This window comes from Klebsiella sp. JN_Kp127, assembly GCF_040062505.1.
Taxonomy (GTDB): domain Bacteria; phylum Pseudomonadota; class Gammaproteobacteria; order Enterobacterales; family Enterobacteriaceae; genus Klebsiella; species Klebsiella quasipneumoniae.
In genome coordinates this window covers 17,771-31,401 of the sequence record NZ_JBEAHS010000043.1, presented here as the reverse complement: position 1 = coordinate 31,401, position 13,631 = coordinate 17,771, and the positions used below count along the sequence as shown (strand labels likewise).

Below are 13,631 nucleotides of genomic sequence, written 5' to 3'. Positions count from 1 at the left end.
TTGATTTTATGCTTCTAAAATATTGATTTCCACTTTCGGAGTGGATTAGGGGGCAGGGGATTAATAAACAGGTAGAATGTCTTCAGGTTAAACAAAAATAAAAACTATTTATCAGGAGACCAGCATGCGTATCTCTTTGGCCTGCCTGGCGGCGCTGTGCGCGCTACCGGCTGGTGCTATGGCGCAGGATGCGTCGGTACACGACAAACCAGCAGTGCGCGGCAGTATTATCGCCAACCTGCTACAGGATCATGATAATCCTTTTCTGCTCTACCCTTATGAAAGCAACTATCTGCTCTACACGTGGACCAGCGATCTCAATAAAGAGGCGATTCGCAGCTATGACTGGGCCGAAAATGCCCGTAAAGATGAAGTGAAGTTTCAGCTGAGCCTCGCCTTCCCGCTGTGGCGCGGCATCCTGGGGGATAATTCGCTGCTCGGCGCGTCCTATACCCAGAAATCCTGGTGGCAGCTCTCCAACAGCAAAGAGTCGGCGCCGTTTCGCGAAACCAACTACGAACCCCAGCTGTTTCTTGGCTTTGCGACCGACTATCAGTTTGCCGGCTGGACGTTGCGCGATATCGAAATGGGATATAACCACGACTCGAATGGCCGTTCCGATCCCACCTCGCGCAGCTGGAACCGGCTTTATGCCCGCCTGATGGCGCAAAATGGCAACTGGCTGGTGGAAGTGAAACCCTGGTATGTGGTGGGCAGCACCGATGATAACCCGGACATCACCAAATATATGGGTTATTACCGCCTGAAGGTGGGCTACCAGCTGGGCGAGGCGATCCTTAGCGCGCAGGGGCAATACAACTGGAATACTGGCTACGGCGGGGCGGAACTTGGGGTGAGCTATCCCATCACCAAACATGTTCGCGCTTACACCCAGATCTACAGCGGCTACGGCGAATCGCTTATCGACTACAACTTTAATCAAACGCGCGTCGGCGTCGGGCTAATGCTTAACGATCTGTTTTAATCGTTGCACTCTGGCTCGCAGGCGCTGAAAATAGCGCCTGTTTTCTTTTCAGGCAAATGGGGTCAACGTGGCACAGGCGGAAGTATTAAATCAGGAATCGCTGGCTAAGCAGGTTTTACAAGAGACCTTCGGCTACCAGCAGTTCCGTCCTGGCCAGGAGACGATTATCGAGACGGCGCTCGAGGGCCGTGACTGCCTGGTGGTTATGCCGACCGGTGGCGGCAAGTCGCTGTGTTATCAGGTACCGGCGCTGGTCATGGGCGGCCTGACGGTCGTGGTCTCGCCGCTGATCTCGCTGATGAAAGATCAGGTCGATCAGCTGCTGGCCAACGGCGTGGCGGCGGCCTGTCTGAACTCGACGCAGAGCCGCGAACAGCAGCAGGACGTGATGGCCGGCTGCCGCAGCGGGCAGGTTCGTCTGCTGTATATCGCCCCGGAACGGTTGATGCTCGACAACTTCCTTGAGCATCTGGCGAACTGGAATCTGGCGATGCTGGCGGTGGACGAAGCGCACTGCATCTCTCAGTGGGGCCATGACTTCCGCCCGGAATATGCCGCGCTGGGCCAGCTGCGTCAGCGGATGCCGCAGATCCCGTTTATGGCGTTGACCGCCACCGCCGATGACACCACCCGCCGCGATATCGTCCGTCTGCTGGGACTTAACGATCCGCTGATTCAGGTCAGCAGCTTCGACCGGCCGAACATCCGCTATATGCTGATGGAGAAATTCAAGCCGCTCGACCAGCTGATGCGCTACGTCCAGGATCAGCGAGGCAAATCGGGCATTATCTACTGCAACAGCCGTTCGAAAGTGGAAGATACCGCCGCGCGTCTGCAGAGCCGCGGCATCAGCGCGGCGGCTTACCATGCCGGCCTGGAAAACGACGTGCGCGCCGACGTGCAGGAGAAATTCCAGCGCGACGATCTGCAGATTGTGGTGGCGACAGTGGCCTTTGGGATGGGCATCAACAAGCCGAACGTCCGCTTTGTGGTGCATTTTGATATCCCGCGCAATATTGAATCCTACTATCAGGAGACCGGCCGCGCCGGGCGTGACGGCCTGCCGGCGGAAGCGATGCTGTTTTACGATCCGGCGGACATGGCGTGGCTGCGCCGCTGTCTGGAAGAGAAGCCCGCCGGACCGCTGCAGGATATCGAACGGCATAAGCTGAACGCGATGGGGGCGTTTGCTGAAGCCCAGACCTGTCGTCGTCTGGTGCTGCTGAACTACTTTGGCGAAGGACGCCAGGAGCCGTGCGGTAACTGCGATATCTGTCTTGATCCGCCGAAGCAGTACGATGGCTTAATGGACGCCCGCAAGGCGCTCTCCACTATTTATCGGGTCAACCAGCGCTTCGGGATGGGTTACGTGGTGGAAGTCCTGCGTGGCGCCAACAATCAGCGCATCCGCGAGATGGGCCACGATAAGCTCCCGGTATACGGCATCGGCCGGGAACAGAGTCACGAGCACTGGGTGAGCGTGATCCGCCAACTGATTCACCTTGGGCTGGTGACGCAGAATATCGCCCAGCACTCCGCGCTGCAGCTGACCGAAGCCGCACGCCCGGTGCTGCGCGGCGACGTTCCGCTGCAGCTTGCCGTACCGCGTATCGTGGCGCTGAAGCCGAAGGCGATGCAGAAATCCTTCGGCGGTAATTACGATCGTAAGCTGTTTGCCAAGCTGCGCAAGTTACGTAAAGCGATTGCCGATGAAGAAAACATTCCCCCGTACGTGGTCTTCAACGACGCGACGCTGATTGAGATGGCGGAGCAGTCGCCGCTAACCGCTGGCGAAATGCTCAGCGTCAACGGCGTAGGGACACGTAAACTCGAGCGTTTCGGCAAGCCGTTTATGGCGCTGATCCGGTCGCATGTCGATGGCGACGATGAGTAGTCAGCTGGCTATAAAAGTGCCAGAATAGTTATCCTCTTCATTATTTTCCTGCGAGTTAACTATGCTGATGCTTTTCCTCACCGTGGCGCTGGTGCATATCATTGCGCTAATGAGCCCGGGGCCGGATTTTTTCTTTGTCTCACAAACGGCCATCAGCCGCTCGCGCAGAGAGGCGGTGATGGGAGTGCTGGGGATCACCTGCGGCGTGATGATCTGGGCGGGGGTTGCGCTGCTCGGCCTGAACCTGATCCTCGCCAGAATGGCATGGCTGCACAACATCATTATGATCGGCGGTGGCTTGTACCTGTGCTGGATGGGCTATCAGATGTTGCGCGGCGCGTTGAAAAAAGAGGCGGTGTCCCCGGCAGAACCGCAGGTTGAACTGGCCCGCAGCGGACGCAGCTTCCTGAAGGGATTGCTGACCAATCTGGCGAACCCGAAAGCGATTATCTACTTCGGCTCGGTGTTCTCGCTGTTCGTCGGTGACAGCGTTGGCGCCGGCGCGCGCTGGGGCATTTTTCTGCTGATTATCATGGAGACGCTGGCCTGGTTTTTGGTGGTTGCCAGCCTGTTCGCCCTGCCGGGGATGCGCCGCGGCTATCAGCGGATGGCGAAGTGGATCGACGGTATCGCCGGCACGCTGTTTGCGGGCTTCGGCATCCACCTGATTATCTCGCGTTAACCTGGCGCGATGCTCCACCCGGCTATATCCGGGTGGAGAAAGTGTCAATAGCGAAGCCGCTGCAGCTCGTCTTCAGACAGACCGGTCATTTCCATAATCGCTTCGTCATCAATCCCGCGTTTGCGCATCGCTTCGGCAACCTGCAGCAAGGCCTGATGTTTGCCTTCCTTTATACCTTCCTTTATGCCTTGCTGTACGCCTTTCCTGATGCCTTTTTCCATACCTTCTGCGAGCCATGTTTCCGCCAGCGTCATCAGTAATCCTCCATGCTGCGGCACGCGCTGTGCCAGCCCGTATAAGAGTGCCCGAGTATCCTCGGCATCCCCTGCCTGAGCCATATAGTTTACCAATACGGTGATTTGTTGTCCGCTCATCTGCTCCAGCATTAAGAGTTGGGTCAACTTATCCAGCAATTGCGCCATATCGCGCTGGCGGATGTGTTTTTGCACCAGCGTCAGGGCCGCCATGCTGCGGTGCTGCATAATGTCGTCGTCGGGGATCACCGTGATATCGACCAGCGGAAACGCCCCGCTATAGAGCTGGCGGGCGGTCTCGGGATCGGCGAAATTATCCAGCCAGCTCATAGACCAGGGATAGGGGCTGCGTCGTCCCTGATAGAAGAGGACCGGAATAACCAGAGGCAGCGTTTTATGGCCGCTCTCCAGATGGCGCTGCATGGCGGCGACGGCATAGCGCATTAAGCGAAAGGCCATCAGTTTATCGGGGGCGCTCTGGTGCTCGATCAGAACATGGACATACCCCTTACCGCGGGTGGTTTCCAGCGAATAGAGAATATCGCTGTAGTAGGGCCTGAGATCGTCTTCAAGAAAGCTGCCGGATTCCAGACGCAGGGTATCCAGTTTGCAGATCGCTGTTAACGACGGTGGCAGGTGGATCTCGATAAAATCGCGCGCTGTCTCAGCCCGCGACAGAAAAGTTTTAAATACCGCATCATGTGGGGTCGCCGTTTCTGCCATCGCCGTTCATCCGTGAATCACGTCTCTGGCGGCATCCTGGCACGGCGGGCTCAGCGTCGACAGCGGGCAAAAAGATTAATTTCCCGCTTTGCGCGCCGGCTCGCGCAGAGAGATGGCTTCGCCAGCCAGGCGAACCTCTCTTTGCGAGCGAGATTCCATCATTCAGGCGTGACGGGCGGAGGCGAGCAGCGCCCCAACCAGCATAAACAGTGAACCAAAGACTTTGTTCAGCGCCTTCATCTGCTTTGGCCCCTTAATCCATGCTGAAATGCGCTGTGCGAGGGTTGCATAGCCAATCATCACAATGATATCGACGACGATGGTGGTGACGCCCAGAACGAGATACTGCATCACCTGGGGCTGGTGGGGCAGGATAAACTGTGGAAACAGGGCGGCCAGAAAAACGATGCTTTTAGGATTGGTGAGATTCACGAACACCGCCCGCTGGAACAGTTTGCCGCGGGTCTGCGCCTTCGCCAGCGTATTCAGGTCGATGGCCCCTGCCGCGCGCCATTGCTGGATACCCAGCCAGATCAGGTAGGCTGCGCCGGCCCATTTCAGCACCTCAAAGGCCAGCACCGAGCGAGAGAAGAGAGTGCCGAGGCCGACGCCGACCAGCACGATATGAATGGCCAGCCCGGTCTGCAAACCGGCAATCGACGCCGCCGCGCCGCGGTAACCGTGGTTAATGGAGGTGGTCATGGTATTAATCGCTCCGGAACCCGGGGACAGGCTGAGAATGATTGATGTCAGCAGGTAGGCGAACCACCACTCAATGGTCATGAGAAACTCCCTGATTGTCTGTTTTTATGCCACAATACGCTATTGTGTCAGCATTGTGTGATACACGGCAAAAAAACGATTTTCAGCGGTTAACAGGGGTGTAAACCCGATGTTTGGGCAGAAAAAGGACTGGGAAACACGAGAAAACGCGTTTGCGGCCTTTAGCATGGGGCCGCTGACGGATTTCTGGCGACAGCGCGAAGAGGCTGAATTTAAAGGCGTCGATGATGTACCGGTACGCTTTGTTCGCTTTTGCGCGCAAAATAACGATCGGCTGGTGCTGATTTGCCCCGGGCGCATTGAAAGCTACGTGAAGTATGCTGAAGTGGCCTACGATCTCTTTCACAGCGGCTTTGACGTAATGATCATTGATCATCGCGGCCAGGGACGCTCGGGTCGTCTGCTCTCTGATACCCACCGCGGGCACGTGGTTAACTTCAGCGATTATGTTGATGACCTGGCTGCGCTCTGGCAGCAGCAGGTGGTCCCGGGCCACTGGCGAAAACGGTTTATCCTCGCTCACTCTATGGGCGGGGCGATTGCCACGCTTTTTCTGCAACGCTACCAGGCGCATTGCGATGCCATTGCGCTCTGCGCGCCGATGTTCGGGATTATCATTCGGCTGCCGGACTGGATGGTGCGGCATATTCTCGACTGGGCTGAGGGCCATCAGCGCATTCGCGAAGAGTATGCCATCGGCACCGGACGCTGGCGGGCGCTGCCTTTTGCCGTTAACGTGCTGACGCACAGTCGACAACGCTATCGTCGTAACCTGCGCTTCTATGCCGACGAGCCGCGACTGCAGGTCGGCGGCCCGACCTGGCACTGGGTGCGCGAAGGCATGCTGGCCGGTGACGAAGTGCTGGCGAATGTGGAGAAAGATACGGCCCCGACGCTGCTGCTGCAGGCGGAAGAGGAGCGGGTGGTCGATAATCTGATGCACGACCGCTATTGTGAATTACGGGCCGCCGCCGGCCATCCCTGTGAGGGCGGAAAGCCGCTCGTCATTGAAGGGGCATACCATGAGATCCTTTTTGAAAAGGACGCTATGCGCTCAGTCGCGCTCAATGCCATCGTCGAGTTTTTCAATCGACATACTTAATCCGACGATAACGCTCGTCGCCCTGCTTAGAGGTTAACTTTTTTATGTACCAGGTTGTTGCGTCTGATTTAGACGGCACGCTGCTTTCCCCCGATCATTTCCTGACCCCGTATGCCAAAGAGACGCTGAAGCTGCTTACCGCTCGTGGGATCAATTTCGTCTTCGCCACTGGCCGACACTACATAGACGTCGGGCAGATCCGCGATAATCTCGGCATCCGGTCGTACATGATCACCTCTAACGGCGCCCGCGTTCACGATAGCGATGGCCAGCAAATTTTCGCCCATAACCTCGACCGCGATATTGCCGCCGACCTGTTTGAAATCGTGCGCAACGACCCGAAAATTGTCACTAACGTCTATCGGGAAGATGAGTGGTATATGAACCGCCATCGCCCGGAAGAGATGCGCTTTTTCAAAGAGGCGGTGTTTAACTACAAGCTGTATGAGCCGGGCGAACTGGATCCGCAGGGGATCAGCAAGGTGTTCTTTACCTGTGAGGATCACGAACATCTACTGCCGCTTGAGCAGGCGATGAACGCCCGCTGGGGCGATCGCGTGAACGTCAGCTTCTCCACCTTAACCTGCCTGGAGGTGATGGCGGGCGGGGTATCGAAGGGGCATGCGCTGGAGGCGGTGGCGAAAATGCTCGGCTACAGTCTGTCCGATTGCATCGCTTTCGGCGACGGCATGAACGACGCCGAGATGCTGTCGATGGCCGGTAAAGGCTGCATTATGGCCAACGCCCACCAGCGGCTGAAGGATCTGCATCCGGAGCTGGAAGTGATCGGCAGCAACGCCGACGATGCGGTCCCGCACTATCTGCGTAAGCTGTACCTCGACTGAAAAAGATTGACGACTGGCGAATAACTGTCCAGTCGTCAACCTGACTCTTCGCTACAATGCCTGTTCTTTATCCAACGAGACGACCATTGTGGCGCTGTTAATTATCACCACTATCCTGTGGGCCTTTTCTTTCAGCCTGATTGGCGAGTACCTGGCCGGTAGCGTCGACAGCTATTTTTCGGTGCTGATGCGCGTGGGCCTGGCGGCGCTGGTGTTCCTGCCTTTCCTGCGGACGCGCGGCCAGTCTCCGCGCACGATCGTACTCTATATGCTGGTGGGCGCGATGCAGCTTGGCATCATGTACCTGCTGGCCTTTCGCGCCTATCTCTATCTGACGGTCTCGGAATTCCTGCTGTTTACCGTGTTTACCCCGTTGTATATCACGCTGATCTACGATTTGCTCAGCGGACGTAAACTACGCTGGGGCTATCTGCTGAGCGCCGCGCTGGCGGTGCTGGGGGCGGCGATTATCCGTTACGACAAAGTCAGCGATCATTTCTGGACCGGGCTGTTACTGGTGCAGTTGTCAAACCTCTGCTTCGCCATCGGGATGGTGGGTTACAAGCGCCTGATGGAGGTGCGACCGATGCCGCAGCACAATGCCTTTGCCTGGTTCTATGTCGGGGCCTTTATCGTGGCGGTGGCGGCATGGTTTATGCTGGGCAACCCACAGAAGCTGCCAACCACCAGGCTGCAGTGGAGCGTGCTGGTGTGGCTTGGCGTCGTGGCTTCCGGGCTGGGCTACTTTATGTGGAACTATGGCGCCACTCAGGTGGATGCCGGCACGCTGGGGATCATGAATAACGTCCATGTCCCCGCCGGGCTGTTGGTTAACCTTGCCATCTGGCAGGAGCAGCCGCACTGGCCGAGCTTTATTAGCGGAGCGTTGGTGATCCTGGCCTCGCTGTGGGTCCATCGACGCTGGGTCGCTCCGCACTCCGGACAAACGGCAGATGATCGCACGCGTGGTTCCGCGCAGAGCGAATAAACGCTTCGGTGACCGGTTGACGCTGTTCGCCATCGCGAACGGCCGCGTACAGCCGGCTCCATAATCCCTCGCCCAGGGTTTTGGTCACCACCAGACCCTGGCGTTCAAAACTTTCCACCACCCAGTGCGGCAGCGCGGCGATACCCATCCGGGCTGCCACCATCTGGATCAGCAACAGCGTGTTATCGACGCTTTTCAGCTGGGGACTGATGCCGGCCGGCTGCAGGAAATGACGCCAGATGTCGAGGCGTCCGCGCTGCACGGGATAAATCAGCAGCGTTTCCGTGGCCAGATCCTCCGGCGTAATCAGCGTCTTCATGGCTAACGGGTGCTCAGGCGCCAGCACCAGGCGCACCTCATAATCAAACATTGGCGAGTAGTGCAGACCGCTGCGCGGCAGGATATCTGAGGTCATGACCAGATCCAGTTCGCCCTGCTGCAGCGCAGGCTGCGGGTCGAAGGTGACGCCGGAATGGAAGTCGACTTCCACGTGCGGCCAGCGGGCGCGGAAATTCTCCAGCGCCGGCGTGAGCCACTGAATACAGCTGTGGCATTCGATAGCCAGCCGCAGCCGGGTCTGTTGTGGTTCGTTACAGTCCTGCAGGGCGCGAGCGATCTGCGGCAGCACCTGGTTGGCCAGCTGTAAGAGGATCTCCCCTTGAGGAGTAAAACGCAGCGGCTGGCTCTTACGCACAAAGAGACGAAAGCCGAGGCGCTGTTCCAGATCGCTGAACTGGTGAGACAAGGCGGACTGGGTCTGATGCAGGGCAGCCGCTGCGCCCGCCAGTGAACCGCTGTTCCGCAACGCTTGCAGCGTTTTCAGATGTTTAATTTCGATCATGAAAGTCCTTCACTTCGCCATGAGCAATTTGCGCTTGAGGAATATACAGTAACCGCCAATTATGGATGTGTAAACATCTGGATGGCTAAATCCTTTATCTTTCGAATTTATGGTGCGTTGGCTGCACTTCCTCACCCCAGTCACTGACTTCAGTAAGCTCCTGGGGATGAGCAAGTTTGCCGCCTTCCCTAAATCCGAAATCTTTCGGATTGCAATTATGAGGCTCAAAAAATGACAATTATTAACCACACCCTCGGTTTCCCTCGCGTTGGCCTGCGCCGCGAGCTGAAAAAAGCGCAAGAGAGCTACTGGGCGGGCAATGCCACTCGCGAGGAGCTGCTGGCGGTAGGCCGGGAACTGCGCGCCCGTCACTGGGAGCAGCAGAAGCAGGCCGGTATTGACCTGCTGCCGGTGGGCGATTTCGCCTGGTACGACCATGTTCTGACCACCAGCCTGCTGCTTGGCAACGTGCCGGCTCGTCATCAGAACAAAGACGGCTCTGTCGATATCGATACCCTGTTCCGCATTGGCCGCGGCCGCGCTCCCACCGGCGAGCCAGCGGCCGCTGCGGAAATGACCAAGTGGTTCAACACCAACTATCACTACATGGTGCCAGAGTTCGTGAAGGGCCAGCAGTTCAAACTGACCTGGACCCAACTGCTGGATGAAGTGGACGAAGCGTTGGCGCTGGGCCACAAGATCAAGCCCGTGCTGCTGGGGCCGGTGACCTATCTGTGGCTGGGCAAAGTGAAAGGCGAACCGTTTGACCGTCTGAGCCTGCTGAATGACATCCTGCCGGTTTATCAGCAGGTGCTGGCCGAACTGGCGAAGCGCGGCATTGAGTGGGTGCAGATTGATGAACCGGCGCTGGTGCTGGAGCTGCCGCCAGCGTGGCTGGAGGCCTTTAAACCGGCTTATGACGCCCTGCAGGGCCAGGTCAAACTGCTGCTGACCACCTATTTTGAAGGCGTTAGCGACAATCTCGAGACCATTGCTGCGCTGCCGGTCCAGGGGCTGCACGTCGATCTGGTCCACGGTAAAGATGATGTCGCCGAACTGCATAAATGTCTGCCTGCCGACTGGCTGCTGTCCGCCGGCCTGATCAACGGGCGTAACGTCTGGCGCGCCGATCTCGCCGAAAAATATGCGCAAATTAAAAACCTCGTCGGTAAGCGCGAGCTGTGGGTCGCGACATCCTGCTCTCTGTTGCACAGCCCGATCGACCTGAGCGTGGAGACGCGCCTTGATGCGGAAGTGAAGAGCTGGTTTGCCTTCGCGCTGCAAAAATGCGGTGAGCTGGCGCTGCTGCGCGATGCGCTGAACAGCGGCGATACCGCGGCGATTACCGAGTGGAGCGCGCCAGTCCATGCCCGTCGCCATTCGACGCGCGTACACAACCCGGCGGTGGAAAAACGGCTGGCGGCGATCACCGCTCAGGACAGCCAGCGCGCCAGCCCCTATGAGGTTCGCGCTCAGGCGCAGCGTCAACGCTTTAACCTGCCGGCGTGGCCGACCACCACTATCGGGTCATTCCCGCAGACGACCGAGATCCGCGGCCTGCGCCTGGACTTCAAAAAGGGCAATCTGGACGCCAGTCATTATCGTACCGGCATTGCGGAACATATTAAGCAGGCGATCGTCGAGCAGGAGCGGTTAGGATTAGACGTACTGGTGCACGGGGAAGCCGAGCGGAACGATATGGTGGAATACTTCGGTGAGCATCTGGACGGTTTCATCTTCACGCAAAACGGCTGGGTGCAGAGTTATGGCTCCCGCTGCGTGAAGCCGCCGGTGGTGATCGGCGACGTCAGCCGTCCACAGGCGATCACCGTCGAATGGGCGAAGTACGCGCAGTCGCTGACCGACAAGCCGGTGAAAGGGATGCTCACTGGACCGGTGACGATTCTGTGCTGGTCCTTCCCGCGGGAAGACGTCAGCCGTGAAACCATCGCGAAACAGATTGCGCTGGCCCTGCGTGATGAAGTGGCGGATCTGGAAGCGGCCGGTATCGGCATCATCCAGATTGATGAGCCTGCCTTGCGCGAAGGGTTACCGCTCAAGCGCAGCGATTGGGATGCCTATCTGCAGTGGGGTGTGGAAGCCTTCCGCCTTAACGCCGCGGTGGCCAAAGACGACACTCAGATCCATACCCACATGTGCTATTGCGAGTTCAACGACATCATGGACTCCATCGCCGCGCTGGACGCCGACGTGATCACCATTGAAACCTCGCGTTCCGACATGGAACTGCTGGCGTCGTTCGAAGTGTTCGAGTATCCCAATGAAATCGGGCCGGGGGTATATGATATTCACTCGCCAAACGTACCGAGCGTGGAGTGGATCGAAGCGCTGCTGGAAAAAGCCGCGCAGCGTATCCCGGCGGAGCGGCTGTGGGTTAACCCGGACTGCGGCCTGAAAACCCGGGGCTGGCCGGAGACTCGCGCCGCGCTGGCGAATATGGTGCAAGCGGCGCGTAACCTGCGTCAATCTGCCTGATCGTCACCCGAAAAAGCAAAAAGGAGGCATTTGCCTCCTTTTTTTCCTGCTTCGGACGATTACCCTTTTTTACCGCCATATTGATCAAACCAGTCGAGCATCCGCTGCCAGCCGTCTTTGGCTGACTCTTCGTGATAGCTGGCGCGATAGTCGGCGTTAAAGGCGTGATCGGCTTCAGGATAGACCACGATTTCCGCCGTGGCGTTGGCCGCCCGCAGCGCCTGGCGCATGGTTTCGACGGTGTCCTGTGGAATGCTGGCGTCTTTAGCGCCGTACAGGCCGAGTACCGGGGCGTTGAGATCGACGGCGATATCCACCGGGTGTTTTGGCGAATTCAGCGATTTTTCTCCTACCAGTTTGCCGTACCAGGCTACCGCCGCCTTCAACTGCGGGTTATGGGCAGCATATAGCCAGGTGATACGTCCGCCCCAGCAGAAGCCGGTGATCAGCAGACGATGGGCATCGCCGCCATGGCGCGCCGCCCAGCTGGCGACGTGGTCGAGATCCGCCAGCACCTGCGCGTCCGGCACCTTCGTAACCAGCTCTTTAAACAGGGTCGGGATATCGTGATACTCATTCGGATCGCCCTGACGGAAGTACAATTCAGGCGCGATAGCCAGATAGCCTTCCTGCGCCAGGCGACGACAAAGATCGCGAATATGCTCATGCACGCCGAAGATTTCCTGCACCACGATGACGATCGGCAATGGGCCATCGGCGTTTTTCGGGCGGGCATGGTAAGCCGGCATGTTTTCCCCCTGAGAGGGAATAGAGGTCTCTCCGGCGACAATATGCTCTTCCGGCGTATGAACGGCGGTTGCGGCATGCGGCGAGGCTGCAGGTGCGAATCCAGGTTGCTTGGTGGTGGTCATGGTATTCTCCGTACCCTTATTTATTAGCGCATCAGTAACTATAGACCCTTTACCTTTAGTTCGGGCGGTAATAAAGCACAGTGCCTGAAAGCGGCTATCTTTTGTTCAGTGACGATGAATATAACTTGTTAATGTGATGTTTATCACTATTTACTGAAAAACAACTGCAATCATTATTGTTCTTGGTGACTAACATCACAAAATGTTGCCAGGGGCTTCTGTACAGTACCGTTTTGCTTCTGCTGATAATTCGACCCACAGAGGAGTTTTTTATGTCCAAGTCTGATGTTTTTCATCTCGGCCTCACCAAGAACGATTTACAAGGGGCTACGCTGGCTATCGTCCCTGGCGATCCGGAGCGTGTGGAAAAGATCGCCGCGCTGATGGATAAGCCGGTTAAGCTGGCATCTCACCGCGAATTTACCTCCTGGCGCGCGGAACTGGACGGCAAACCGGTGATCGTCTGCTCCACCGGCATCGGAGGCCCGTCTACGTCTATCGCTGTGGAAGAGCTGGCGCAGCTTGGCGTGCGTACCTTCCTGCGCATTGGCACCACCGGCGCCATTCAGCCGCACATCAACGTTGGCGATGTGCTGGTGACTACCGCTTCCGTTCGTCTGGACGGCGCCAGCCTGCACTTCGCGCCGATGGAATTCCCGGCCGTCGCAGATTTCGCCTGCACCACCGCGCTGGTGGAAGCAGCGAAATCCATTGGCGCCACCACCCATATCGGCGTGACTGCTTCCTCGGATACCTTCTACCCGGGACAGGAGCGTTACGACACCTTCTCCGGCCGCGTAGTGAGCCGCTTCAAAGGCTCCATGGAAGAGTGGCAGGCGATGGGCGTGATGAACTATGAAATGGAATCCGCTACGCTGCTGACCATGTGCGCCAGCCAGGGTCTGCGCGCCGGGATGGTGGCCGGGGTTATCGTTAACCGTACCCAGCAAGAGATCCCTAACGCCGAAACCATGAAGCAAACCGAAAGCCATGCGGTGAAAATCGTCGTGGAAGCGGCGCGCCGTCTGCTGTAATTCAACGCTTTCCCTGTCAGGCCGGATCCTCCGGCCTTTTTTTTGCGTCGCCTCTCGCAGGAAATTCCTTTTAAACTGGACGTTTGTACAGCACAATTCTATTTTGTGTCATCAGGTTATCGCAGGGGGCGT

General features: G+C 57.6%; 12 protein-coding genes. 8 read left to right on the top strand and 4 right to left on the bottom strand.

Annotated elements, in window-relative coordinates:
- The first annotated feature begins 124 nt into the window (after positions 1-124).
- The 3 genes from pldA to rhtC all read left to right on the top strand — a co-directional run bounded on the left by pldA (position 125) and on the right by rhtC (position 3,561).
- Entirely contained in the window at positions 125-985 is an 861-nt protein-coding gene (gene pldA, locus ABLV04_RS16510; protein ID WP_044521760.1) for a phospholipase A, read from the top strand.
- A gap of 67 nt (positions 986-1,052) precedes the next feature.
- Positions 1,053-2,879 (top strand): ATP-dependent DNA helicase RecQ, encoded by a 1,827-nt coding sequence (gene recQ, locus ABLV04_RS16505; protein WP_032454515.1) that lies wholly within the window; start codon positions 1,053-1,055, stop codon positions 2,877-2,879.
- A gap of 61 nt (positions 2,880-2,940) precedes the next feature.
- The gene (gene rhtC / locus ABLV04_RS16500; RefSeq protein ID WP_023291572.1) at positions 2,941-3,561 is read left to right on the top strand and encodes a threonine export protein RhtC; all 621 of its coding nucleotides are present in this window, start codon (positions 2,941-2,943) and stop codon (positions 3,559-3,561) included.
- Positions 3,562-3,605: 44 nt separating this feature from the next.
- Here rhtC and ABLV04_RS16495 read toward each other — a convergent pair whose 3' ends face one another.
- Together ABLV04_RS16495 and rhtB are read right to left on the bottom strand one after the other, a co-directional pair.
- Positions 3,606-4,538 carry an Rpn family recombination-promoting nuclease/putative transposase gene (locus tag ABLV04_RS16495; protein WP_023291573.1) on the bottom strand — a complete coding sequence of 311 codons (933 nt, stop codon included), beginning with the start codon at positions 4,536-4,538 and terminating at the stop codon, positions 3,606-3,608.
- Positions 4,539-4,700: 162 nt separating this feature from the next.
- Complete coding sequence (gene rhtB / locus ABLV04_RS16490) at positions 4,701-5,321, bottom strand: homoserine/homoserine lactone efflux protein (RefSeq protein WP_002883411.1); 621 nt, start codon at positions 5,319-5,321, stop codon at positions 4,701-4,703.
- A gap of 109 nt (positions 5,322-5,430) precedes the next feature.
- On the opposite strand from rhtB, the gene pldB reads away from it, so the two are divergent.
- From pldB to ABLV04_RS16475, 3 genes are all read left to right on the top strand, one after another.
- Positions 5,431-6,423, top strand: a complete 993-nt coding sequence (gene pldB / locus ABLV04_RS16485; RefSeq protein WP_008807942.1) for a lysophospholipase L2 — start codon at positions 5,431-5,433, stop codon at positions 6,421-6,423.
- A 44-nt stretch (positions 6,424-6,467) separates the two neighbouring features.
- Positions 6,468-7,268, top strand: coding sequence for a sugar/pyridoxal phosphate phosphatase YigL (gene yigL, locus ABLV04_RS16480; protein WP_017899394.1), 801 nt, complete (start codon positions 6,468-6,470; stop codon positions 7,266-7,268).
- An 88-nt stretch (positions 7,269-7,356) separates the two neighbouring features.
- Positions 7,357-8,256 (top strand): carboxylate/amino acid/amine transporter, encoded by a 900-nt coding sequence (locus tag ABLV04_RS16475; protein WP_023291574.1) that lies wholly within the window; start codon positions 7,357-7,359, stop codon positions 8,254-8,256.
- Here the strand turns inward: ABLV04_RS16475 and metR are convergent.
- On the bottom strand, positions 8,144-9,097 hold the full coding sequence (metR, locus tag ABLV04_RS16470) for an HTH-type transcriptional regulator MetR (RefSeq protein WP_032454519.1): 954 nt from the start codon (positions 9,095-9,097) through the stop codon (positions 8,144-8,146). The two genes, ABLV04_RS16475 and metR, sit on opposite strands and share 113 nt — an antisense overlap.
- 231 nt (positions 9,098-9,328) lie before the next feature.
- Here metR and metE point away from each other — a divergent pair, with 231 nt between their 5' ends.
- Positions 9,329-11,593, top strand: a complete 2,265-nt coding sequence (metE, locus tag ABLV04_RS16465; protein WP_180266334.1) for a 5-methyltetrahydropteroyltriglutamate--homocysteine S-methyltransferase — start codon at positions 9,329-9,331, stop codon at positions 11,591-11,593.
- Positions 11,594-11,652: 59 nt separating this feature from the next.
- Here metE and ABLV04_RS16460 read toward each other — a convergent pair whose 3' ends face one another.
- A complete protein-coding gene (locus ABLV04_RS16460) occupies positions 11,653-12,465 on the bottom strand; it encodes a dienelactone hydrolase family protein (protein ID WP_180266333.1) in 813 nt (270 codons plus the stop codon).
- Between the two features lie 272 nt (positions 12,466-12,737).
- Here ABLV04_RS16460 and udp point away from each other — a divergent pair, with 272 nt between their 5' ends.
- A complete protein-coding gene (gene udp / locus ABLV04_RS16455) occupies positions 12,738-13,499 on the top strand; it encodes a uridine phosphorylase (protein ID WP_002883419.1) in 762 nt (253 codons plus the stop codon).
- Positions 13,500-13,631: the final 132 nt, after the last annotated feature.